Genomic DNA, 22,169 nt, shown 5'->3' with positions numbered 1-22,169 from the left:
AGGACTAGACTTTTTCCGGCTCTAGCAATTTCAGCCAGTCAGCAGCGCCCAGGAAGGCGATGCGCCTTTCAGCACGCCGCTCCTCTGCTTGAGCATCGCGGCCCCAAAGCTCGGCTTGCCATTCTTCTTCAAGGCTGGCTGCGCGCCAGAGCATTTCCGGATCTGATTCGGGCTGGCTGATTTCCAATGCAACGATCAACGAAGCCGCGAGCGAGGCGAGCAATTCCAATCCGGCAAGAGGGAAGGGATCGCGCATTTCAAGCTTTGCGCGGAGTTTGGCGAGCGTGTCCTGCGGCTGTTCGCGGTGCACAATGCCGGACACGCGCACAAGCTTCAGACCCTCGCGCGCTTCAAAATTCTCAAGGATCGGCTCCCATTCATCGAGCTGCCGCTGAAACAAAGCGTCTTCCGGATCGGCCCGATAACAAAGCGTATCGGTTTCAACATAGCCGAGCAGCTTGGTGATGACCTCATCCGGCTTGGCAGCAACATGCTCGATCGCATAGTCGGCTGTATCTCGGAGACGAAAACGCTTCACATCAATGTCTTCGCCTTGCTCGTCCCATTCGCGCGCCAAAGCTTCTGCGAGCGGCTTTGTCGGAACGATCTGAGCTTTGCCGCCGACTGTCTTCAGCCCACGATCATCCAGCATGACTTGCCAGCCGCCATTGACCTCGGAGACGGACACCTGCTCGTAAAAGCGCTTCATTGGTCGTTGCTCCGCCAACCTTGCGCAAAGTGTCTCGGGAGGAAAAAGAAGATCAGGAAGCCTGCAATCGCAAGGACGTAAGCAAACACCGGAGGCAGAGGCAGCAAGCGCTCTTGTGTGGCTATCCCTGCGCAGATCGTAATGATTCCCAGGATGCGGATGCCATTGAGAAACATATAGCGCTTGAAAGCGAGGTTCTCGTCCGCGTCATCTTTTTGAGGCGCATCGCTCACAACAGGCGCTCCAGATGCGCAGCGTCTTCCGCGACTGCTACGGCGCCGCAACTCAGCAGCTCTTCAGATGTGTGATAGCCCCAGGATACGCCGAGCGCGCGAACCTGCGCATTGACGGCCATGTCGATGTCGAAGGTCGTGTCACCAATCATTACGGTGTTGTTCGCTTGCGCACCGGCATCGGTGAGGCATTGCTCGATCATGGAGGGGTGGGGCTTGGAAGGGTGGCGGTCTGCGGTCTGAAGCGACACAAACAGTTCGGTAAGGCCGTGCATCTCCAAACAGCCTTTAAGGCCGCGATCGGACTTGCCCGTAGCAACCGCCAAATGCCAGCCATCGCTGTGCATACGGCGCAGCAAAGCCTCGATCCCGTCGAACAGTGGCTCGTGAAGCTGACCCGACTGGCGCGTGTTGAAGAAGCTGTCTTTATAGGCTTGCGCCGCGAGAGCGCGCTGTTCTTCGCTTGCTTCAGGAGCAAGCAAGCGGATCGCTTGCGGCAAGCTCAGGCCGACGATGCGGCGAATGTCATGGCGGTCCGGCACAGGAAGCTCAGCAGCGGCAAATCCCGCTTCCATCGCTTCACACACGGCCGCTTGGCCATCGACCAGCGTTCCATCGCAATCAAAGATAGCGAGGCGACCTGTCATCAGCGCCGCCCATCCTTTTTAGGAGCGGTCTTGCGTGCGGGCCTGCCGCCGGATTTCTTGCCGAGCTTTCCTTGAGCGGCGGGTCCGCGCGAACGCCGCTCGCCTTTGCGCGACTTGCGATACTGTTTGGCGTGCTGGCGTGCGGCCTGCTTCTTCTCCGCGGGCGTGCGCTCGGGCGGATCGAAGTTCAGTGGTTTCGCTGTGCTGAGGCTCAAATCGAAGCCCAGATGCTCCATGCTGCCTGCGAAGTGCTCGGGAAGCTCAGCGGTCACGTCAATCTTGCCGCCGCCGTCTGATTTCGGCGCGTCAATCCGAAGCCGGCGTGCATGCAGATGCATCTTGCGACTGACAGAGCCGGTCAGAAACGCATCCTTGCCGCCATATTTGCCGTCGCCCACGATCGGATGACCAATCGCGGCAAGATGCACGCGCAGCTGGTGCGTGCGGCCGGTGAGAGGCTCGAGCTCGACCCACGCCGCTTTGTGACCGGCCTTGTCGACGACACGGTACTTTGTTTTCGCAAGCGCACCGTTCTCTTCATCGACATGCATTTTCTCGCCACCGGAACCCGGTTGCTTGGCGAGCGGCGCGTCGATGGTGCCTTCCAGCACCGCCGGCACGCCGACCACCAGCGCCCAATAGACCTTGCGCGCGCTGCGGCCCGAGAAACGCTTGGAGAAATGCGCCGCGCTGCCGGGTGTCTTGGCCACCAGCAACACGCCGGAAGTGTCTTTGTCGAGCCGATGCACGAGGCGAGGGCGAGGATCATCTTCGTCATCGACAAACGCATCAAGCAGCCCGTCAACATGGCGCGTGGTTTTGCTGCCGCCTTGGGTCGCAAGGCCCGGCGGCTTGTTGAAGATGATGGCTGACGGCGTTTCCTTGATCACCATCGCATGCGCTTCAGCGATCTCGTCCGCTGTGAGTTCGCGGCGCGGCTTGGGCTTCCGGCCGCCGGGAGTCTCACCGCCTGGCGGCACTCGCAGAACCTGGCCTGTCTCAAGCCGGTCATCGGGCTTGGCTCGCTTACCATCGACCCGGACCTGGCCAGTGCGCGCCCATTTCGAGACCATGCCGAAGCCGATCTGCGGCAGATGCCGTTTGAACCAGCGGTCCAGGCGGATCCCGTCATCATCTTCGCCGACAGTAAACTGGCGGACTTCAGTGCTTGCACCCGTCTTGCTCATTGGAACAGTCTCATAAAGGTCACGCCGAACATCAGCGCGCTTAGCGCAAGGCAGACGGACAAAATCAAATAGAGAGCTGCGAACAGATATTGCCCGCGCTCGATCATTACGATCATTTCAAGGCTGAAGGCCGAGAAAGTGGTGAAACCACCCAGCAAACCCGTCGCCAGCAGCAAGCGTAATTGGTCGGTCGAACTCGGATCGCTCCCGCCTTTCATCGCCAGCCAGCCCCACAACAGACCCATCAGCAGGCTGCCGAGCGCATTGACGGCTAGGGTCGCCCACGGAAACAGGCTCATTGCAGGCGCGCCGAGCCATCCGGTCATCGCACGTCCCATCTGGTAGCGCAGGACAGCGCCAACCGCGCCGCCAATGGCAACGTGCAGGCTTGCAGCAAGAGGTGAGAGCGTCGACATGCTTGACGCCTCTTAACCGCCCATAGCGCCCATGCCTAGCGCTGTTCCGCCTGCGCCGAGCGACTTTTAAGCCAGCTCAGCCCTTGCAAATCCAACACATTTTGGTAATAGCCGCGCATGTTCGAGCCGACCGCTTGCGGATTCGGCCACTTTTTCGTTGATTTTCAGGTGGTGACCCCCGCCATTCTCGCGGGCAATCGCCATTCGTTTTGAGGTGTTGGAATTTATGCAAATCATCGTTCGCGATAACAATGTCGAGCAGGCCCTGCGCGCGCTCAAGAAAAAGCTGCAGCGTGAAGGTGTCTATCGCGAGATGAAGCTGCGTCGTCACTATGAAAAGCCAAGCGAGAAGCGCGCCCGTGAAAAGGCTGCTGCTGTTCGCCGTGCACGCAAACTTGAGCGTAAGCGCATGGAGCGTGACGGCATCAAGTAACTATGCCGTGTTTGAGCAGTATTACTGCTTGAACGCACACTCGCGATAAGCCATCAGGGCGCGGTTCGATTCCGCGCCCTTTTGTGTTTCAAATCGCATTTGAGCGCGCCACAATTTCTACGCCACTATTTCTACCTGCAGGAAACCGCATTCATGGCCGAAGTCACCCGCGTACCGCTTCAACCGATTGCCAAAGGCTCGCTGACCAAGCTGTGGCTTGGCGTGATCATCGCCATACTGATTGGCGCAGGCATGGCCTGGGCAGCTGCACCCAAGGGCTTCAGCGTTGACACGATCATCGCCGGCGAGGGCGCCAAGCCTCAGATCGGCGAAGTGGCTTTCGTGAAATATACGGGCCGCTTCGCAGCAACCGGCGAGCAGTTTGACAGTTCTGCGGATTTCAACTGGCCGGTTCCAGGCATCATGCCCGACGGCGCGCCATTTCCGGTAGAGGAAGGCGCGACGGTCGAAGGCTTCTTCAAAGCCCTGCAGCAAATGGAAGTCGGTGGAAAGTACGAAGTCTATATTCCGGCAGAAATGGGATATGGCGATGAGGACCGTCTTGATCCGCAAACCGGCGAAGTGCGTATCCCTGCGGGCAGCGATCTCATCTTCGAGATGGAGCTCGTTGATTCCATCTCAGAAGAGGAAGCCCAACGCCGCTTCAATCTGCTCCAGCAAGCGATGCAGGCGGGGCCTCCTGACGCTGCGCTGCCAACTGCACCTCCAGCAGAATAACAGGAACCAGAACCATGTCGGTAGACAAGGAAACCGTCGCCAAGATCGCGTCGCTCGCCCGGATCAAGATGACCGATGAAGAGCTGGAGCGCATGGCGCCTGAGCTGAACGGCATCCTGAACTGGGTCGAGCAGCTGGGCGAAGTCGACACATCGGACATCGAGCCGATGACAGCGGTCATTCCCAATGCGCTGCGTCTGCGCGCGGATGAAGTGAATGCCGATCCAAAGACAGGCGGTGATCGCCGCGATGATATTCTCGCTAATGCCCCTGCGGCTGAGCATGGCTTTTTTGGCGTGCCTAAGGTGATTGAATAAGATGACTGAATTCACTTCCCTCGGCGTGAAAGACATCCGCGACGGAGTCGCCAGCGGCGATTTTACCGCGCGCGAAGTGGCGGAAGCCTTCAATGTGGCTGTTGCTGAAGCGGCTGCGCTCAACGCTTTTATCGTGACAACGCCAGATCATGCTTTAGCGGCGGCTGACAAAGTCGATGCGGACCGTGCGGCGGGCAAGGACTTGGGTAAGATGGCCGGCGTTCCGATCGGCATGAAAGACTTGTTTGCAACGCATGGCGTGCAGACCACCGCAGCGAGCCACATCCTCGAAGGCTTCAAGCCGCAATACGAAAGCACGGTCAGCCAGAACCTGTGGGATGCAGGCGCAGGCATGCTCGGCAAGCTCAACCTTGACCAGTTCGCGATGGGTAGCTCGAACGAGACGAGCTATTTTGGCAATGTAAACTCGCCGTGGAAGAAGGCGGGCAGCAATGCCGCGATGTCTCCCGGCGGTTCCTCGGGTGGTTCGTCTTCTGCTGTGGCAGCCCGGATCGCACCGGCAGCGACCGGGACAGACACTGGCGGCTCGATCCGTCAGCCTGCTGCGTTTACCGGCATTTGCGGGATCAAGCCGACTTATGGCCGCTGCTCGCGCTGGGGCGTGGTGGCGTTTGCAAGCTCACTCGATCAGGCAGGCCCAATGGCGCGCTCGGTCGAAGATTGCGCGATCATGCTGGAGGCGATGGCGGGTTTCGATCCAAAAGATGCAACCTCGCTGCAAATGGACGTGCCGAACTGGGAAGCGGGGCTATCCGCAAACCTCAAAGGCAAGAAAGTCGGCATTCCACGCGAATACCGCATGGACGGCACAGACGAGGCGATCCTCAAGTCCTGGGAGCAAGGCAAGGAATGGCTGCGCGATGCGGGGGCCGAGATCGTCGACATAAGCCTGCCGCATACGAAGTATGCGCTTCCCGCATATTACATCATTGCACCTGCCGAAGCGTCTTCGAACTTGGCGCGCTATGATGGGGTGCGTTACGGTTTGCGCGATCTGCCGGAAGGGGCAGGCCTGCAGGACATGTATGCCGCGACCCGCGAGGAGGGCTTTGGCGATGAAGTCAAACGCCGCATCCTGATCGGGACCTACGTGCTGAGCGCGGGCTTTTACGATGCCTATTACAATCAGGCGCAGCGCGTACGCGCTTTGGTGGCGCGCGATTTCGAGCAGGCTTGGGCGGAGTGCGATGTGATCCTCGCGCCGACCACGCCGACGCCTAGCTTCCCGCTGGGATCGCTCAATGAAGATCCGCTGACGATGTATCTCAATGACGTGTTCGCTGTACCCGCTTCTCTCGCTGGCCTGCCTGCGATGAGCGTGCCTGCGACACTCACGGAGGATGGTCTTCCGCTCGGCCTGCAACTGGTGGGCAAACCGTTTGACGAGCAGGGCGTGCTTAATGCAGGTCTTGCGATCCAGCAGCGTTCTGGCTTCGAAGCAGCGCCGGAGAAGTGGTGGTGAGCAATGACACCGCGTTGACGATTGCCGGGATCGGCATAGCGCTCGCGGTGCCAGCGACTTTCATGTTCGCGAACTATATCCGCAAGAATGTGGACTATGGCGAAGCGCAGTTTCGTACCAAGCCCGAAGACAGCGACGATCAGGACGAAGCCTAGCTCCGCTTCATCCGGGCTGACAGCCAACGCCTGACGGGCTCGTCAAACAGCTTGGCTGCAATCACGCTCAGCAGCACAGTCGCGCCGCAATAGATCGCCAAGTCCCGCGCGAGATTGTCGCCGAAGAACTCACCCGTGGTGGCGATCATGATCGCGCCTGCAAGCATCAGCACAGGCAATTGCAGGACATAGACCGGATAAGAAATCCACCCGAGCCAATCGGAAATCTTCGCTTCGACGGGACCAGCTTTCGCCGATGCGCCCAGCCAAATGGCGAGCGGGAAGATGAATGCGGCGCTGATCAGTGCAGGCCACGGCCCCCAGCTCACTGGCACGGCCAGCGCGCTGACCAGCAGCACGACCGGGATCCAGCTCGGCAGTTTAGGCGCGACCGCGATGCTTCGCATCCGCACCAGCGCGACGCCGAGGAAGAAAGCGAAGCCGCAGCGCAGCCCTCCCATCGCAAACGTGCTCCATGTCGCGCCGGAATCAAGCGTGCCATTGCCAATCGCAAATACTGCCATGGCAATGAAGCAGCCGCCAACTATCGCTGCAATCATCTTCGGCGTAAGACGCAATATGATGAGCGCGTAGAGGCCATTCACTGCAAGCTCCCAAAACAGCGACCAGGCCGGGAAGTTGAACGGGAATGCTTGCGTTACGATGGTTTCATGCACAAGCCCCGGCGGGGGTGCGGGCAGGAAAAACAGGTTGAAAAACGCTGCAAGCGCGAACTCGCTTTGGCTCATGACTGCAGGCGGATGGGTGCCCACTGCGCCAAGGCACGCCAGCAAGGCCAGTGCCAGCCCGAGAAAATAGAGCGGATACATCCGCGTCAGACGGCGCGTCATGAAATTGCCTGCGCTCATATTGCCGAGGAGCCTTGGCTCATAGGTTGCGGCCAGCACATAGCCTGACAGCAGGAAAAACAGATCAACCGCGAGGAAACTGCTCGGCAGGATCGGCACTTGATGGCCCGGCCAGGGATAGTGGCGCAGCATCACCGCAATCGCAGCAATTCCGCGCAATAGGTCGAGCGTGACCAGCCGCTGTCCTGCACGAATGGCAGGCGGCGTGACGGGCTGAGCGGTCGCCTTGTCGTATTGCTCCGGCAGCAGGATCGGCTTGTAAGCGGTCATCGCCGATGGCCATAGCCCGCGCATAGTTACCAGCGCGTTCACAATTGGCGCCGAATTCGAGGCATTTTCCAGCAATTTTGCGCGATTATCGGCCTTTTCACACAGGCGCGATGCGCTTATTGCACGGCTCATGAGCACTTACAGAATTCAAGGCGCCACCGGCGAATGGGAAGTTGTGATCAGGATTGCTCGAAGGTGAGACGCACAATAGGCCGTTCGTTGTCTGCGATGGCGACAATAAAGGAATCATATGTTGGCTTCGGATTGATTATTGCGCTTTCCGGTTGCGTTTCTGGTCCGTTTCCCGACTCTGCGCCAATGCAAGCAACATTTAGCAAAGTGAGCGACCAGTCTCCTAGGGAAGTGGCTGAGTGCATTGCATCTTCGTTGGGCGAGAATGCTAAACTGGGATTTCTGGACGATGCCTACTTGATCAGTGTGCCAAGGGGGATCGGGGTCCTACGGTTTCGTGTCGTCGAACGCATCGACGCTGTGGGATCGGTGGTTGAATACGATAGCGAGCTTGGACGAGGCGCTGAGCTTGATTTGGTCAATACATGTGTGTGAGTGAGTTGTGAGTACATATCGAATTCAAGGCGCCACCGGCGAATGGGAAGTTGTGATCGGGCTGGAAGTCCATGCCCAGGTTACCTCCAATGCGAAGCTGTTTTCCGGCGCTTCGACCGAGTTCGGCGCTGAGCCCAATTGCAATGTCTCTCTGGTGGACGCCGCGATGCCGGGCATGCTGCCTGTGCCGAACCGCGAATGCATCCGCCAGGCCGTGCGCACCGGCATGGCAATCAACGCTCAGATCAACGCGTGGAGCCGGTTCGACCGCAAGAATTACTTCTATGCCGATCTGCCGCAGGGTTATCAGATCAGCCAGCTCTATCACCCGCTTGTGGGCGAGGGACAGCTGACTATCGAAGCAGACGAAAAGGCAGGCATCCCTGAAGACAAGGTCATCGGGATCGAGCGCATCCATGTCGAGCAGGACGCGGGCAAGCTGATGCACGATCAGCACCCGACTATGTCCTATGTCGATCTCAATCGCTGCGGCGTTGCGCTGATGGAAATCGTCAGCCGGCCGGATATGACGTCTCCGGCTGAAGCGGGCGCTTACGTGCGCAAGCTGCGCACGATCCTGCGTTATGTGGGCAGCTGCGATGGCAATATGGAAGAAGGTTCGATGCGCGCCGACGTGAACGTCAGCGTGCGCCGTCCAGGTGAAGAGCTGGGCACACGCACAGAGACGAAGAACGTCAACTCCGTGCGCTTTGTCATGCAGACGATCGAGCATGAAGCGAACCGTCAGGTCGACTTGATCGAAAGCGGCGGGAAAGTGGTCCAGGAAACGCGCCTGTTCGATCCGACAACCGGCACAACGCGCAGCATGCGGTCCAAGGAAGACGCGCATGACTATCGCTACTTCCCTGATCCTGATTTGCTGCCACTGGAATTGGATGACAGCTTCCTTGACGAGTGCCGCGCCTCTCTGCCCGAACTGCCCGATGCCAAGCGCGCGCGCTATTCAGGCGAACTGGGGCTGAGCGAATACAACGCGCGCGAGCTCACCGCTGAAGTCGAGACATTCGCGCGCTTTGAAACTTTGCTGGCAGAAACTGCCAAAGCCTTGGGCAAGCCTGAATCCAAAGTCGCAACGCAGGTTGCAAACTGGTCTTTGTCCGTGGCGCCCGGCGTTATCAACTCGGTCGGAGATGAGGCTAAGCTGGAACATGCCACGGCTGCGCGTCAGGCAAGCATCCTCAAGATGCAGGATGCGGGCGAGATCAGTGGCGGGCAGGCGAAGGAAATCTTCGAAATCGTGCTCAAGACCGGACGCGAGCCGGACGAGATTGCGGACGCTGAAGGTCTTAAACAGGTGTCCGACACCGGCGCAATTGAAGCCGCGATTGACCAGATCATCGCGAACAACGCGGAAAAGGTCGAGGAATATCGCGGCGGCAAGGACAAGCTGTTCGGCTTCTTTGTCGGACAGACGATGAAAGCGATGCAAGGCAAGGCGAACCCGCAGGTCGTGAACCAGATCCTGAAGGACAAGCTGGGGTAGAAGCCGCTTTAGCCATGTCCGCAATCGACCCAATTACGGACGTTGATCGGAACCGGATATAATCGGTCTGAGAGGTTGTAGATGATGTCAGCCAGTCCCATCTAAGAGTCAGCTACCAGTCGCGATCGACGGCCTTTGACTTCAGAGATACCAGAAGTCCCTCCATCAGTTCCGCCTATTAGTTGCAGCCGAGCCGATTTTGGCGCGCTGCACACGAATGAAAGCATCCATATGCTCATAAAACAACGTTTCGCTGTATTTGCAGTGGCGCTCATTTATACCGGCATGACACTCGGTGTCCTTGCCGGCTTCATGTAATGACTATAATTGCAGCGGTTGTAATTGGCCTCGGCAACACTTATATATAGATCAGCTACCAGTCGCAATCGACGGTCACCGCTTCCAAACTCGGAAGCCCTTTCCTTCAGTTCCGCCTCTTAGTCGCAGCCGGGTCAATTCTGGCGCGCTGCACACTCGTTTGAAGGAATGACACATGTCACATTTTGGCAAAATCAAGAGCTACGACAGCAGCAGCGGCACCGGTGCAATCACCCCTGAAAAGGGCGGTGACGCACTTCGGTTCAAGAAGGCCGACTTACAGCAGGAAGGCCAAACACCCAAGGTCGATCAGCGTTTCAGCTACGAAACCAGCGAAGTCGACGGCGGCAAGAAGCATGCCGTGAACCTGCAGCACCAGCAGGGCGGCGGTCAGAACCAGAAGGAGCAGGCCAGCAAACAGCAGGGCTGAATCCGAACAGCAGGACCGGGGGGCTCAACACCCCCGGCTCAGGCTCCAATCCCTCTCACAAGGATTCCTCGCCATGCCTATGAACCAGTTTCTCTTCGACCATCAGCTTGCGGCCATGAAGGTCGACCGGTCGGGTTCGGCGGAAGAGCGCAAGGAGATTTCCGAGTTGATAGGAACGCGTGCGAAGCAGCTCGCCGATTGGCGAAAGGCGAACGGATTATCCAATCAGGGCTGGCCTCGTGACGAACGTGTGCCCGCCAACAAGGGCGAATGACATGAGCATCCCCTCAAATGCTGTATCTCCCAATCAAGCTGGGACCGGGGAATGGGAGAATGAAGGCGGTTCCTTGAAGCCGCATCCACCGACCCCGCTACCTGACGGGATCATCGCAGTAACGTCGGCTCACTATCGCGTCGGGCCATATTCATATTCCAAGCTTGACGATGCCTTTGCGGAGCATCGCCGCCAATCACGCAGGCTCAGCGGATTTGCTCAACCACATCGGCGGAACTTCTAGACTGTTCTCTTCAACCAACAAAAGAATGCAGGCCGCATCTGCAACAATGCGACCCGAGAGATTGAGGGGCGATATGTCCTTTTGTCTCCGACTTCAGCCCCCGCCGCTCGTCGGTGGGGGCTTTTTTCCATGCGAACACAAGGAACTGCGATGAATCGAGAATCTAAATTTGTACTGCTTCACCGAACCGATGGCTCGGGGGTGGCTTGCCGAATTGCGCAAGTGCTGTTTGTCGGTAAGGGCGAAAGGGGCGCGATCCTCAATTTCTCCGGGGGTGCACAAGTCAATGTCCATGAGGACTTCGATGAAGTGATGGCCCTTCTAGATGGCACGGCATAGCCACATAAGAACGTCCGCTCTCCACCCCAAATTCTGAAATCAGCAACCAGTACAAAAAAGCCGCCGGGATCGCTCCCGACGGCCCTTTGCGTGTTCAAAAAGATGCGGCTTAAGCGCGCGTGCCCGAGAGTGGCATCGCGCCGAATGCGCCTGCGTTAACATTGCCGGTCAAGCTGTCGCCATCGACAACCGCTTCGCAGTCGAGCGTCATCGGCATTGGAACGGTCATGTTCATTTTCCAGGTCAGCGTGTTGCCGTCGACCTTGCCGTCTTCAACATCCATGCTGCCCATACCGCCAGCCATGTTGCCCGAGAAAGTGCCATCACCATTATCCTCGACGGTGAAAGTACCGCTCTGATCGCCCATCGGGCTCTTGACGGTGGTGTTGTAAGTTCCAGCAACAGACATTGAAATCTCCTCTAAAGTAAAGCGCGCCGCCGTTGAGCGCCACGTTCCAGCATTCTGTTTACATAGCTGTCAGTTAGACTCAACCACATATCGCCGCTTTGCCGCCGCGAGCGCATCTTCGCGCCAGAAATTCACCGGCTTGAGCTTGTGATCTATGAACAATTGCATCTGATCGGTGTAATGCGGGCTTTCAGGTCGCGTGGTTGCAGCGCCAAAAGGCTGGATTGATCGCGAGAACACACGCTCACCAGTCTTCCATTCAACCCACTGGATGAAGCTGTCGCCATGGACCAGGCTCAAGCGGCCGTCATCATCCACCCGCCAGGTGGTGGACGCGCGCAGCGTGTCGGAGCCGCCATCCAGAGGTAGGTCGACATCGCCTTGGCGTAGCCGCAACAGTTCCGACATTGGCGGATCAAGGCGGCCGAAATGCTCCAACAGGTGAGATGAGGCATCTTTGAGCGCCTCTTCTACATCGGGCAGATCCTTGTTCTGATACTCGGCAGACATGAAATCGCGGATCATCAGCAAGGCGATCGCATCGGCAGCGCCCTTGTTATCGGCTGTGAAGTCCCAGCTGAGCATCAGGTCGCGCGCTTCGGCGAGGTCCGCATCGTCCCCAGGATCAAGTCCTTCGACCGCGTCCCACAGGTCCGCCACATAGCCCGCTCGCTCGTAAGCCGTGTCATACTTTATACGCTCTAGGTTCGCGCGGTCGAGCAGGTTTGCTTCAGACAGAAGCTTGTAGGCACGGCGCGATCGGTTGGTCTGCTTGAGCTCCACGCCGAGGACAGGCGAGAAATCTGTCGGATCCAAGTCGCTGCCTTCGCCGGCTGCCGTAAAAGGCTCGTTATTGGCATTATAGAGCCAGCCCGAGGCAGGATTGATGAGCTTGGGAATCTCTGCATATTCGACCGCGCCTTCCCAGATCAGATCGCTGCGATCGCCTGGCAATATGCCACGCCAGTTGATCCGCTCGCCGTCAACCTCGGAAAGACGATCCGGGATCGCGGCGTTGTAGACATAAGCGATATTGCCCGCTTCATCGGCGTAGATGAAGTTGGTCGACGGGATCGCCATGCGCGCGATCTGCGCCTGCCATTCCTCAATCGTCGTCGCTTTGTTCAAGCGGTAATAGGCGTCGAGCTGTTCGATCTGATCCATACCGCCGTAACGGAAAGCAAAGACGCCCTTGTCGTTCTTGATGACCGGGCCGTGCGCGCTGCGATAGACCGTGCGGCGGATCGGAAGGACAACGGGGCCAATTTTCACAGGCAGCGTGACGGTTCTCGCCTCAAGATCGCGCCATTGGCCGTCGAGCTGATAGCGCTCGCCGCTTTGGTCCATCACCAGTTCGTAGACATCGACCATGTCAGGCCGATTGACGGTATTGGTCCAGCCCAGATGTCGGTTATGACCGAGAAAAGGGTAAGGCGAGCCGGGAAAGTTTGCGCCAGCAAAGTGCCAGCCTTCCTCGCTTTCGACGACCATTTCATACCATGCGACACCGCCCCGCAGCGGCTGGTGCGAGTTCGAGATGAGCGTGGTCGGGCCCCCAGCCTTTTCAGGCGAAACCGCAAAAGCATTCGAGCCTGAGAGCGCGCCCATTTCCCCCCAAGGCAAGGGATGCGCGCGGGCTTGCGAGGGCTCTCCGTCAAAGTCCGGCCCGATAATATCGCCATTGGCATCGCGCGGGAAACCGGGAATGTCAGGACCAAATTCGCGCCTCAACGGCTCGCCTTCAGCGAGCGGTTGGATGACATTGTTGAGACCGAAGAAGAAAGGCTGACGCAGGGCAAATCCGGCAGCGACATCTTCGCCGTTTACCGGGAAGAGGTTCGCAAGCTTAATCTCGTCAGGGTGCTTTTCCGCATAATGGTTGAGGCCGCTTGCATAAGCGTTGAACAGCGCTTGTGTTTCTGCGGGCAGATTAGGAAATTCTCGCTCTGCCGTGCCGCGTGCATCGAGCAAATGGTATACATAGTCGATGGCCGCGCCTTCCCGACCAGCGATGGCGCCATAGCGTCCGCGCGCCATCGCGATCACATCCTGCAATGTGAAGAAATCATCCTCCGCATGCGCAACGGCAACGCCGAACGCGACATCGACATCGCGCTTGCCGTAGATATGCGGCACGCCGAAATCGTCGCGGATGATCTCTGCGCTGTAGCTGTCCTTGGGCGGCGCTTTACCTTCATCGGCGAAGAACGGCTCCCACGTCGCCAGCGCCGCAAATGCGATCAAGCCAATCGCTACCAATCCGAACGCAGCGCGCACAAGCCATTTGCGGAACATCCTCACCCCTTTGTCGATTTTATTTGGCAGGACATTGCTTTTCGTATGGGCGCGGGTCAACACCGCGCAGCAATTGATTTCGCAATTGAAAGGGACCCCCAGTGATTTCCAACCGGCTTTCCAAACTCGCTCTTCCACTCACAGCTGTAGCCTTCGCCTTGAGTGCTGCGCCAGTAGCGGCGCAGCAGGTCCTCGGCTCTGGCGTTGTCCCCGCGACGGTCCAGAACAGTGAGGAGCGTCCGGTCAGCTTCGCACAGATCGCACCTGAGGATGCGGCTCTCGTGGTGATCATGAATGGGACGGACGTGCCGTCAGGGATAGCTTTTCCCGACACAACCGCCGCCTGGATCGAAGCCGAGGAATTTGAAGGCAAGGACGGCCAGACGCTTGATATTCCGACAGCGCCGGGTGCTGCGAAGATCACGCTGATGGGTGTCGCTCCCGATGAAGGCGAGAGCATCGACTGGCGCGAAGTGGGCGGCAATCTTGTCCAGAAGCTGAAGTCAGTGAAAGCGCCGATTGCGATTGCTGGCGTGAACGATGCGGCGGCGATGGCTGATATCGGTTTTGGCGCGACGCTCGGCCAGTATCGCTTTGACCGTTATGACAGCGACCGCAAAGCGCCGCCTGCTGATGCCATTACTGTCGTCGGTTCTGAGGCAAGCGCCGCTCAAGCGCTCTTTGCGGGCCGTCATGCGCATTTGGCCGAGGGCGTGCGGATGGCGCGCGATCTTGTTAGCGAGCCTGCCAATGTGATCTATCCGGAAAGCTTTGTTGCGCGCGTTCGCGAAGCACTGCGCGGTGTCGACAATGTCACAATCGAAGTGCTTGAGCCTGAAGACATGCGGCGCCTCAATATGGGCGCGATTGTCGGTGTGGGCCAAGGCAGCCCGCGTGAAAGCCGCATGATGGTGATGACTTACAAAGGCGCTGGCGGCCCGCCTCTCGCACTGATGGGCAAAGGCATCACATTCGATACAGGCGGCATTTCCATCAAACCGAACAGCGGCATGTGGGAAATGAAAGGCGATATGTCCGGCGCGGCTGCGGTCAGCGGCGCGATCCTGAGCTTGGCCAAGTCCAAAGCGCCTGTGCATGTAGTCGCGGTCGCGGCGCTCGCAGAGAATATGCCTAGCGCCAATGCGCAGCGTCCGGGCGATATTGTGCGGACTTATTCTGGCAAGACTATCGAAATCCTCTCGACCGATGCGGAGGGCCGCTTGGTGCTTTCCGACGCGATTGAATACACGGTCGATCGCAAGGATCCTTATGCGGTGATTAATATCGCGACGCTAACCGGCGGCGCGGTCCGTGCGCTGGGTGAGGAATATGCGGCTGTCTTCGCCCGCGAAGATGAGTATGCCGACGCAGCGCTTGCAGCAGCTGAGCGGACCACTGAAGGGCTGTGGCGCTTGCCGCTCCACCCTGCCTATCGCAAAGCGGTGCGCACGTCCGAGATTGCCGACGTCCGCAATAGCGGCATCAGCCCGAGCGCGAGCTCCGGTGCGCACTTCATCGAGTTCTTCGTGCCGGAAGACATGCCGTGGATCCATATCGACATGGCGCCGACCGACCGCAGCTCCAAGGATCGTCCGCTTGTGCCCAAGGGTTCGCGCGGGTTTGGCGTCATGCTGCTCGATGACCTGGCGCGCAATTGGCGTCCGCAATAAGGCGCGGTTCGCCAGAAAGAGGCTGATTATTCTGTGGGGAGGGGGCTTGCGCCTTCTCCCGCAGGACCTACCTATGTGACTAACACACCTCGGAATTTTGGCCGAGGGGTTGTGTTGCGGATATGCAACACTATCTGAAGTGAGAAATCACATGAAGGATCAGTCATGAACCTGGAAAAATTCACTGACCGCGCCAAGGGCTTCCTGCAAAGCGCGCAGACTGTTGCGATCCGGATGGAGCACCAGCGGATCACGCCTGTGCATCTGTTAAAGGCCTTGCTTGAAGACAAGGAAGGTATGGCGGCAGGACTGATCCAACGTGCGGGCGGCAATGCAGCGCTTGCAGTGGATGCGATCGATCGCGAACTCGACAAGATCCCTTCCGTCTCCGGCGGCGGTGCCCAAGCGACACCGGGCCTCGACAATGATGCCGTGCGCGTTCTCGACCAGGCAGAGCAGATCGCAGAGAAATCGGGCGACAGCTTCGTCACGGTTGAACGTTTGTTGGTTGCATTGGCGGTGTCCAAGACGAAGGCCGGCGAAGCGTTGACTTCAGCCAATGTCGATGCGGTGGCGCTGGAGCGCGCGATCACGGAACTGCGCGGTGGTCGCAAAGCCGATTCCGCGAGCGCAGAGGATGCGTATGATGCGATGGAAAAGTATGCCCGCGACCTCACGCAAGCAGCCCGCGAAGGTAAGCTTGATCCGGTTATCGGGCGCGATGAAGAGATCCGCCGCACGGTTCAGATCCTTGCTCGCCGTACCAAGAACAATCCCGCACTGATCGGCGAACCGGGAACCGGTAAGACCGCGATTGCGGAAGGCCTCGCGCTGCGCATCGCAAATGGCGATGTGCCGGATAGCCTCAAGGGGCGCACGCTTATGTCGCTCGATATGGGCGCGCTGATTGCGGGCGCGAAATATCGCGGCGAATTTGAAGAGCGTTTGAAGTCTGTGCTCGACGAAGTGAAAGGCGCAGACGGCCAGATCATTCTGTTCATTGACGAGATGCACACGCTGATCGGGGCAGGGGCCTCGGAAGGCTCGATGGATGCGTCCAACCTGTTGAAGCCCGCTTTGTCGCGTGGCGAGCTGCATTGCATTGGCGCAACCACGCTCGATGAATACCAGAAATATGTCGAGAAGGACCCGGCACTGCAACGGCGTTTCCAGCCGGTCTACATCGAAGAGCCGAGCGTCGAAGACACGATCTCGATCCTGCGCGGCCTTAAAGAGAAGTACGAGCTGCACCACGGCGTCCGCATTACGGACAGCGCGCTGGTCGCATCTGCGCAGCTTTCCAATCGCTACATCCAGAACCGCTTCCTGCCGGACAAGGCCATCGACCTGATGGACGAGGCGGCTTCGCGTATCCGCATGGAAGTGGAGTCCAAGCCGGAAGAGATTGAATCGCTGGATCGCCGGATCATTCAACTGAAGATCGAAGAAAGCGCACTTGCGAAGGAGGACGATCAGGCCTCGCAAGACCGCTTGACGGCGTTGCGCGAAGAGCTTGCCAATCTTGAGCAGGAAAGCGCTGAACTGACGACGCGCTGGCAGAACGAGCGCGACAAGATCAACGCTGAAGCAAAGATCAAGGAAGAGCTTGATGCAGCCCGGCTGGAGCTTGAGCAAGCGCAGCGCGAAGGCGATTTGGCGAAGGCGGGCGAGCTTTCTTACGGCAAGATTCCCGAGCTTGAGAAGAAGCTCGACGAGGCTGAAGACCAAACCGAAAACGCGTTGTTGCGCGAAGAAGTGACGGAAGAGGACATCGCTTCTGTCGTCGCCCGTTGGACCGGAATCCCGATGGAACGGATGATGGAAGGCGAACGCGAGAAGCTCCTCCAGATGGAAGAGATCATTGGTAAGCGTGTCATCGGTCAGGCGAAAGCGGTTGAAAGTGTTTCAAAGGCTGTGCGTCGTGCGCGCGCTGGCCTTCAGGACCCGAACCGTCCGCTTGGATCGTTCCTATTCCTCGGCCCGACCGGCGTCGGCAAGACCGAGCTTACCAAAGCGCTCGCGGGCTTCCTGTTCGACGACGATCAGGCGCTCGTGCGCATCGATATGAGCGAATTCATGGAGAAGCATGCGGTTGCGCGGCTGATCGGCGCGCCTCCCGGGTATGTCGGCTATGATGAGGGCGGCGTGCTAACCGAGGCTGTGCGGCGCAGGCCCTATCAGGTCGTCCTGTTCGATGAAGTCGAGAAAGCGCATGCGGACGTGTTCAACGTGCTGCTGCAAGTGCTCGATGATGGCCGCCTCACTGATGGGCAAGGCCGCGTCGTGGACTTTTCCAACACGCTTATCATCCTCACGTCCAACTTGGGCTCGCAGTTCCTTTCGAACCTGCCTGATGACGGCAAGGTCGCGGATGTCGAGAACGATGTGATGGACGTCGTGCGCGGACATTTTCGGCCAGAATTCCTCAATCGGCTAGACGAGATCATCCTGTTCCACCGCTTGAGCATGGAGCACATGGCGCCGATCGTGGAGATCCAGGTGAACCGCGTCCAGAAGCTCTTGAAGGATCGCAAGATCACGCTCGATCTGACGGAAGCGGCGCTTCGCTGGCTTGGCCGGGTCGGCTATGATCCGGTCTATGGTGCGCGGCCTCTGAAACGCGCGGTGCAGCGCTATTTGCAGGACCCGCTCGCTGAAATGCTCCTCGAAGGCAAAATCCCTGATGGCACCACAGTCAGCATCGATGAAGGCGATGGCGAGCTTAATATGACTGTCGTTTAATTACGCGCGCTCGCTTCCGTGGTCGGGATTCCCGTAGTCAGCGCTGTAAGCTAATCGGTCTTATTGACATAAGTGTAAGTCTAGATGTCGTTTTGTGAAATTTTTGGTCAATATTGGCCCTCTTGGGCGAAGAAAATGTCGTCAAATAAGGGCATGTGGGAATCCCGCCACAGTGGTTGCAAAAGCGGTGGATCGACCTTTGACAAGCGTTAATCTCTCCTTCACACCCTGACCCATCTAGAGGGCCCAGATTCTCTTCATTATCAGATTATAAGCAATGGCTGCGGGGGCAGGCATTTGATCCGGTATTTTGAAGAACTTCATATTCTGGTCTCGGGTTGGGTACTGGAGTAATCATGAAAAAGTTTCACACGAATACCGTGAAGGGCCTTGCCTTTTCCGCATCTGCAATTGCGCTGGTAATGGGCGCGCCGGCCTTGGCTCAGGACGCTGAAGAGCCAGCTGAAGAAGTTGTCGAGGAAGAGGAAGAAGAGCAGGTCGATATTACGACCGGCGGTGCAGTCGAAGAAGAATTCCAAGGTGGCATCACTGTTACGGGTTCGCGTATCGTTCGCGACACTTATTCGAGCATTTCGCCCCTTCAGGTTATCACGACAGAACAATCCCGTGATGTTGGCCTGTTCGATCCGGTGCAAATCCTGCAGCGCGACGAGTCCGCTGCGGGTCAGCAGATTGACGCGACATTCCAGGGCTTCGTCCTCGACAACGGTCCGGGCTCAGCCACACTGAACCTTCGCGGCCTTGGTGCAGACCGTACGCTTCTGCTGGTCAATGGCCGCCGTCTCGCACCTGCCGGTGTGGAAGGCGCTCCGGTCAACCCGTCGATCAACTTGCTTCCTGCATCATTGATCGACCGCTTTGACCTGCTGCTCGATGGTGCATCATCAATCTATGGTTCGGACGCTGTTGCCGGTGTCGGTAACATCATCCTGCGTAAGGACTTCGATGGTCTCGAGCTATTTGCTCGCGGTGAGATCAACCCGCAGGGCGCAGGTGAAGACTTCACGATCAGCGGCGCATACGGCATTAACCTGGACCGCGGCTTTGTCGGTCTTGGTGTCGAATACGACTATCGTGACACAATTCGTTTCCGCGACCGTGACTTTTTCCAGGGCTGTAACGAGCATCTGGAAGTTGACGAGAACGGCAACATTTTCACTATTGACGAGCGCACGCGCGCTTTGGTCGAGCGTGACAGCTTTGGTGGTCCATTCGGTCAGATCACGACCAGTGCGAACAGCTCTTGTAAGATTGAGTCGGTGACCGGTCGGTTTGTTCCGAACAACACTTTCCTGAACTCGGTCTTTTTCCAGCGCGGTGACACCTTCGACAACCTGCAGTTCTTCGGACTTCCTGGCTTTGCGACCCGCGAAAACGCGTTCCTCGATCCGTTGGATTTCAACTTTGACGGCATCCGTGACGTTGATGACCAAGACTATAACGGCAGCAACGCTGATCTGAGCCGTGTTTTCCTGAGCCAGCAGAAGTTGTTCAACGCAATGGCTTACGGTGAGTATACGCTCCCTGGCGCTGCTAACCTTACGCCGTATTTTGAAGCGAATTACAGCCGGGCGCGTATTCGGTCGGACAATGCGTTCCAATCGTTCCTTTTCCCGGATGTTCCGGCGGAAAACCAGTTCAACCCGTGTAACATTGATGCGGGCGGGGCTGACTGTCGCGCTATCGATAACGCATTGTTTGCTCCATTCTCTGGCGGCGTTCCGATTTGGGGTCCGGGCGGCTTCTTCCCGGGCGAACCTACTGGCGTAAACGTTTCGGTCTTCCCGATCATCTCTGTTGAAGGCGACCGCAACAATGTGGACGTGACGCAAGAGCAGTATCGTGGTGTTCTCGGCATCAAGGGTGACCTTCCGTTCATTGGCTCAAGCTGGAAGTTCGATGCGTCATTCGTTTACTCACGCTCTGAAGGCGCTTCTGTTCGTCGCGGTGTCCGCGAAGACCGTCTGGCTTTCGCTCTGGGTATCGACCCGACCATCGACTTCAACGGCGACGGCATCATCGATAATACCGGAGACGGAATTGCTGATGACTACAGCGATCTGAACCAGTTCGGCGTTTTCTATGGCGACCCGGGCATTACGCCTTGCGATGCAAGCGCGCTTGCGAACCCGACTGCTGCTGCTGATGGGCTCATCGAAGGCTGTGTGCCGGTTAACCTGTTTGCGCCTTCGCTGCTGGCTACGCCAATCGGCGACTTCGCGACGCAGGCTGAGCGTGATTACCTCTTCGGCGAACGGTCATTCGATACCGTTTACGAGCAGAAGATTCTTTCCGCTTTCGTCACAGGTAACCTGTTCGAATTGCAAGGTGGCCCGGTAGGTGCCGTTGTCGGTGCGGAATACCGCAAGGACTCGATTGATTCCGACCCGAACCAGGTGGCGTCAAACGGCTTGTTCTTCGCATTCAGCCAGGACCTTGGCGCGGTGGGTGACAAGTACATCGTCGAAGGCTTCGGCGAGCTCGATCTTCCGCTGATGGCGGGCAAGAAGATGGTTGAAGAGCTGACCGTCAACTTGTCTGGTCGTGTTACGAAGGAAGAGTTCTATGGAACGAACTTCACATACTCGATCAAAGGTGGCTGGCGTCCGGTGGCTCCGCTGCTGTTCAAGTTCAGCTACGGCACCTCATTCCGTGCGCCGAACCTGCGCGAGAACTTCTTGCAGGCTCAACAGGGCTTCCTGACGCTGTTCGATCCATGCGCGGTTCCAAACGAAGCGTTTGAACTCGGTGTGGGCTACGTTGCGGCTAACGAAACCCGCCCTGACGAAGTGCTTCAAAACTGTGAGCGTGAGGGACGTGACCCAACTCAGGTTGGTCTGGCGCCGAACACGCAGCCGGTTCAGAACACCAGTGTTCGCGCGATCTCTGGCGGTACATTCGACATTGATCCGGAAACGTCTCGTTCCATCACCGCTGGGTTTGCTTTCGAAGAGGTGATCGGTGACGGCTTTGATGTGAACATCGGTCTCAATTACTACGACATTAAAGTGAAGGACTCGATCATTGAGCCGGCTGAGCAGTTCGTGATCAATGACTGCTTCTTGCGTACTGATGGCACGCGTAGCCCGTTCTGCGATCGTTTGACTTATGACCCACTAAACGGCGTCGTAAACTCATTCGACCGTGGTCTGATCGACACGTTGAGCAGCGAGTTCCTGAACTTTGACCTGCAGAATGTTCGCGGCATGGACATCAATGCGAGCTTCGGCAAGGAATGGCCGGTCTTCGGCAAGTTTGTAGACTTTGGTCTCGATATCCGTGCGAACCGCCTGCTTGAGCGCAGCACGACCTTCATCAATGACAATGGCGATATCGCCTTTGACGACGATGTGGGTGAGCTGGGCCTTCCAAAGTGGAGTGGCCGCGCAATCTTCACAGCTGACGTCGACAACCTGCGTTTGACCTATCAGCTGCGCTACACTGGCAAATTCGTCCAGGACATCGATAACATCGATGCTTTTGCTGACGTGTTCCAGAACGGCCCGGACGGTATCCCTGTCGCACCTAATGGTGACTTGGAGCCGAACCGCTTCAGTAACACTTGTTTGGGCGCCGGTGATGTTGGTGTTGAGGGTGACGGTGTATTCTGCCGCAACGTTGGCTTTGGTGATGATCAGTTCCTGCACACTGTGTCGCTGCGTTACCGCAAGGATAACTTCACCATCATCGCTGGTATCGACAACATCTTCGACACCGCACCGCCGCAGATCGACAGCGCTGAAGGTCCTGCGATCGCAAATACGGCAATCGGTGCAGGCTACGATTATGATGGCCGCGAATTCTTCGCGAGTATCCAGTACAACTTCTGATCCCGTTCATATTTGATGGGATATGCAAAAAGGCGGCTCCAAACACTTGTTTTGGGGTCGCCTTTTTGA

The 22,169-nt window shown here is 57.8% G+C and carries 22 protein-coding genes; 14 read left to right on the top strand and 8 right to left on the bottom strand.

The window, feature by feature from the left end:
* Positions 1-4 precede the first annotated feature (4 nt).
* Genes HUO12_RS07700 through crcB form a run of 5 tightly spaced genes read right to left on the bottom strand, consistent with a single transcriptional unit; the run spans position 5 to position 3,192 of the window.
* The gene (locus HUO12_RS07700; protein WP_176273020.1) at positions 5-709 is read right to left on the bottom strand and encodes an ATP12 family chaperone protein; all 705 of its coding nucleotides are present in this window, start codon (positions 707-709) and stop codon (positions 5-7) included.
* Positions 706-942 carry a hypothetical protein gene (locus HUO12_RS07695; protein ID WP_176273019.1) on the bottom strand — a complete coding sequence of 79 codons (237 nt, stop codon included), beginning with the start codon at positions 940-942 and terminating at the stop codon, positions 706-708. Before HUO12_RS07695 ends, HUO12_RS07700 begins: the two co-directional genes overlap by 4 nt.
* A complete protein-coding gene (locus HUO12_RS07690; protein ID WP_176273018.1) occupies positions 939-1,589 on the bottom strand; it encodes an HAD-IA family hydrolase in 651 nt (216 codons plus the stop codon). The genes HUO12_RS07695 and HUO12_RS07690 overlap by 4 nt, the downstream gene beginning before the upstream one ends.
* Positions 1,589-2,776, bottom strand: a complete 1,188-nt coding sequence (locus HUO12_RS07685; protein ID WP_176273017.1) for an RluA family pseudouridine synthase — start codon at positions 2,774-2,776, stop codon at positions 1,589-1,591. Before HUO12_RS07685 ends, HUO12_RS07690 begins: the two co-directional genes overlap by 1 nt.
* Positions 2,773-3,192: a fluoride efflux transporter CrcB gene (crcB, locus tag HUO12_RS07680; RefSeq protein WP_176273016.1), complete on the bottom strand. Its 420-nt coding sequence runs from the start codon at positions 3,190-3,192 to the stop codon at positions 2,773-2,775. Before crcB ends, HUO12_RS07685 begins: the two co-directional genes overlap by 4 nt.
* A gap of 226 nt (positions 3,193-3,418) precedes the next feature.
* On the opposite strand from crcB, the gene rpsU reads away from it, so the two are divergent.
* The 5 genes from rpsU to HUO12_RS07655 all read left to right on the top strand — a co-directional run bounded on the left by rpsU (position 3,419) and on the right by HUO12_RS07655 (position 6,318).
* Complete coding sequence (gene rpsU, locus HUO12_RS07675) at positions 3,419-3,625, top strand: 30S ribosomal protein S21 (RefSeq protein ID WP_176273015.1); 207 nt, start codon at positions 3,419-3,421, stop codon at positions 3,623-3,625.
* A 99-nt stretch (positions 3,626-3,724) separates the two neighbouring features.
* A complete protein-coding gene (locus tag HUO12_RS07670) occupies positions 3,725-4,363 on the top strand; it encodes an FKBP-type peptidyl-prolyl cis-trans isomerase (protein ID WP_232367339.1) in 639 nt (212 codons plus the stop codon).
* Between the two features lie 14 nt (positions 4,364-4,377).
* Complete coding sequence (gene gatC, locus HUO12_RS07665) at positions 4,378-4,680, top strand: Asp-tRNA(Asn)/Glu-tRNA(Gln) amidotransferase subunit GatC (RefSeq protein ID WP_176273014.1); 303 nt, start codon at positions 4,378-4,380, stop codon at positions 4,678-4,680.
* 1 nt (position 4,681) lies between these two features.
* Positions 4,682-6,163 (top strand): Asp-tRNA(Asn)/Glu-tRNA(Gln) amidotransferase subunit GatA, encoded by a 1,482-nt coding sequence (gene gatA / locus HUO12_RS07660; RefSeq protein ID WP_176273013.1) that lies wholly within the window; start codon positions 4,682-4,684, stop codon positions 6,161-6,163.
* Positions 6,160-6,318, top strand: coding sequence for a glutamyl-tRNA amidotransferase (locus HUO12_RS07655; RefSeq protein WP_332310386.1), 159 nt, complete (start codon positions 6,160-6,162; stop codon positions 6,316-6,318). The genes gatA and HUO12_RS07655 overlap by 4 nt, the downstream gene beginning before the upstream one ends.
* On the opposite strand, the gene HUO12_RS07650 is transcribed toward HUO12_RS07655, so the two are convergent.
* A complete protein-coding gene (locus HUO12_RS07650; protein ID WP_176273011.1) occupies positions 6,315-7,589 on the bottom strand; it encodes an acyltransferase family protein in 1,275 nt (424 codons plus the stop codon). The two genes, HUO12_RS07655 and HUO12_RS07650, sit on opposite strands and share 4 nt — an antisense overlap.
* Positions 7,590-7,775: 186 nt before the next feature.
* Between HUO12_RS07650 and HUO12_RS07645 the strand changes: the two genes are divergently transcribed.
* From HUO12_RS07645 to HUO12_RS07620, 6 genes are all read left to right on the top strand, one after another.
* Entirely contained in the window at positions 7,776-8,024 is a 249-nt protein-coding gene (locus HUO12_RS07645; RefSeq protein ID WP_176273010.1) for a hypothetical protein, read from the top strand.
* A 7-nt stretch (positions 8,025-8,031) separates the two neighbouring features.
* Entirely contained in the window at positions 8,032-9,528 is a 1,497-nt protein-coding gene (gatB, locus tag HUO12_RS07640; protein WP_176273009.1) for an Asp-tRNA(Asn)/Glu-tRNA(Gln) amidotransferase subunit GatB, read from the top strand.
* Positions 9,529-10,021: 493 nt separating this feature from the next.
* Entirely contained in the window at positions 10,022-10,276 is a 255-nt protein-coding gene (locus tag HUO12_RS07635; RefSeq protein ID WP_176273008.1) for a cold-shock protein, read from the top strand.
* A gap of 73 nt (positions 10,277-10,349) precedes the next feature.
* On the top strand, positions 10,350-10,550 hold the full coding sequence (locus HUO12_RS07630; protein WP_232367338.1) for a hypothetical protein: 201 nt from the start codon (positions 10,350-10,352) through the stop codon (positions 10,548-10,550).
* A 1-nt stretch (position 10,551) separates the two neighbouring features.
* Positions 10,552-10,794 carry a hypothetical protein gene (locus HUO12_RS07625; protein WP_176273007.1) on the top strand — a complete coding sequence of 81 codons (243 nt, stop codon included), beginning with the start codon at positions 10,552-10,554 and terminating at the stop codon, positions 10,792-10,794.
* A 150-nt stretch (positions 10,795-10,944) separates the two neighbouring features.
* Positions 10,945-11,133, top strand: coding sequence for a hypothetical protein (locus HUO12_RS07620; RefSeq protein ID WP_176273006.1), 189 nt, complete (start codon positions 10,945-10,947; stop codon positions 11,131-11,133).
* 109 nt (positions 11,134-11,242) lie between these two features.
* Here the strand turns inward: HUO12_RS07620 and HUO12_RS07615 are convergent, their stop codons facing one another.
* Both HUO12_RS07615 and HUO12_RS07610 read right to left on the bottom strand, forming a co-directional pair.
* Positions 11,243-11,542, bottom strand: a complete 300-nt coding sequence (locus HUO12_RS07615; protein ID WP_176273005.1) for a hypothetical protein — start codon at positions 11,540-11,542, stop codon at positions 11,243-11,245.
* Between the two features lie 69 nt (positions 11,543-11,611).
* Complete coding sequence (locus HUO12_RS07610) at positions 11,612-13,837, bottom strand: acylase (protein ID WP_176273004.1); 2,226 nt, start codon at positions 13,835-13,837, stop codon at positions 11,612-11,614.
* A gap of 101 nt (positions 13,838-13,938) precedes the next feature.
* On the opposite strand from HUO12_RS07610, the gene HUO12_RS07605 reads away from it, so the two are divergent.
* The 3 genes from HUO12_RS07605 (at position 13,939) to HUO12_RS07595 (ending at position 22,100) form a co-directional block, all read left to right on the top strand.
* Complete coding sequence (locus HUO12_RS07605) at positions 13,939-15,507, top strand: leucyl aminopeptidase family protein (protein ID WP_332310385.1); 1,569 nt, start codon at positions 13,939-13,941, stop codon at positions 15,505-15,507.
* 165 nt (positions 15,508-15,672) lie between these two features.
* Positions 15,673-18,249: an ATP-dependent chaperone ClpB gene (gene clpB / locus HUO12_RS07600; protein ID WP_176273003.1), complete on the top strand. Its 2,577-nt coding sequence runs from the start codon at positions 15,673-15,675 to the stop codon at positions 18,247-18,249.
* 356 nt (positions 18,250-18,605) lie between these two features.
* Positions 18,606-22,100: a TonB-dependent receptor domain-containing protein gene (locus HUO12_RS07595; RefSeq protein ID WP_176273002.1), complete on the top strand. Its 3,495-nt coding sequence runs from the start codon at positions 18,606-18,608 to the stop codon at positions 22,098-22,100.
* The last annotated feature ends 69 nt before the right edge of the window (positions 22,101-22,169 follow it).

This window comes from Altererythrobacter lutimaris (assembly GCF_013371495.1).
Taxonomy (GTDB): Bacteria; Pseudomonadota; Alphaproteobacteria; order Sphingomonadales; family Sphingomonadaceae; genus Erythrobacter; species Erythrobacter lutimaris_A.
Note: the sequence above shows the minus strand (reverse complement) of the source record. Positions and strands in the feature narration are given on the sequence as shown.

Bases quoted from the DNA above. Each gene is read 5' to 3' on its own strand.
- HUO12_RS07650 (WP_176273011.1), bottom strand. From the start codon at position 7,589: ATGAGCCGTGCAATAAGCGCATCGCGCCTGTGTGAAAAGGCCGATAAT.
- gatC (WP_176273014.1), top strand. From the start codon at position 4,378: ATGTCGGTAGACAAGGAAACCGTCGCCAAGATCGCGTCGCTCGCCCGG.
- gatA (WP_176273013.1), top strand. From the start codon at position 4,682: ATGACTGAATTCACTTCCCTCGGCGTGAAAGACATCCGCGACGGAGTC.
- HUO12_RS07595 (WP_176273002.1), top strand. From the start codon at position 18,606: ATGAAAAAGTTTCACACGAATACCGTGAAGGGCCTTGCCTTTTCCGCA.
- HUO12_RS07685 (WP_176273017.1), bottom strand. From the start codon at position 2,776: ATGAGCAAGACGGGTGCAAGCACTGAAGTCCGCCAGTTTACTGTCGGC.
- HUO12_RS07620 (WP_176273006.1), top strand. From the start codon at position 10,945: ATGAATCGAGAATCTAAATTTGTACTGCTTCACCGAACCGATGGCTCG.
- HUO12_RS07630 (WP_232367338.1), top strand. From the start codon at position 10,350: ATGCCTATGAACCAGTTTCTCTTCGACCATCAGCTTGCGGCCATGAAG.
- HUO12_RS07635 (WP_176273008.1), top strand. From the start codon at position 10,022: ATGTCACATTTTGGCAAAATCAAGAGCTACGACAGCAGCAGCGGCACC.
- HUO12_RS07615 (WP_176273005.1), bottom strand. From the start codon at position 11,542: ATGTCTGTTGCTGGAACTTACAACACCACCGTCAAGAGCCCGATGGGC.
- HUO12_RS07645 (WP_176273010.1), top strand. From the start codon at position 7,776: ATGCAAGCAACATTTAGCAAAGTGAGCGACCAGTCTCCTAGGGAAGTG.
- rpsU (WP_176273015.1), top strand. From the start codon at position 3,419: ATGCAAATCATCGTTCGCGATAACAATGTCGAGCAGGCCCTGCGCGCG.
- crcB (WP_176273016.1), bottom strand. From the start codon at position 3,192: ATGTCGACGCTCTCACCTCTTGCTGCAAGCCTGCACGTTGCCATTGGC.
- HUO12_RS07700 (WP_176273020.1), bottom strand. From the start codon at position 709: ATGAAGCGCTTTTACGAGCAGGTGTCCGTCTCCGAGGTCAATGGCGGC.
- HUO12_RS07690 (WP_176273018.1), bottom strand. From the start codon at position 1,589: ATGACAGGTCGCCTCGCTATCTTTGATTGCGATGGAACGCTGGTCGAT.
- HUO12_RS07610 (WP_176273004.1), bottom strand. From the start codon at position 13,837: ATGTTCCGCAAATGGCTTGTGCGCGCTGCGTTCGGATTGGTAGCGATT.
- HUO12_RS07625 (WP_176273007.1), top strand. From the start codon at position 10,552: ATGAGCATCCCCTCAAATGCTGTATCTCCCAATCAAGCTGGGACCGGG.
- clpB (WP_176273003.1), top strand. From the start codon at position 15,673: ATGAACCTGGAAAAATTCACTGACCGCGCCAAGGGCTTCCTGCAAAGC.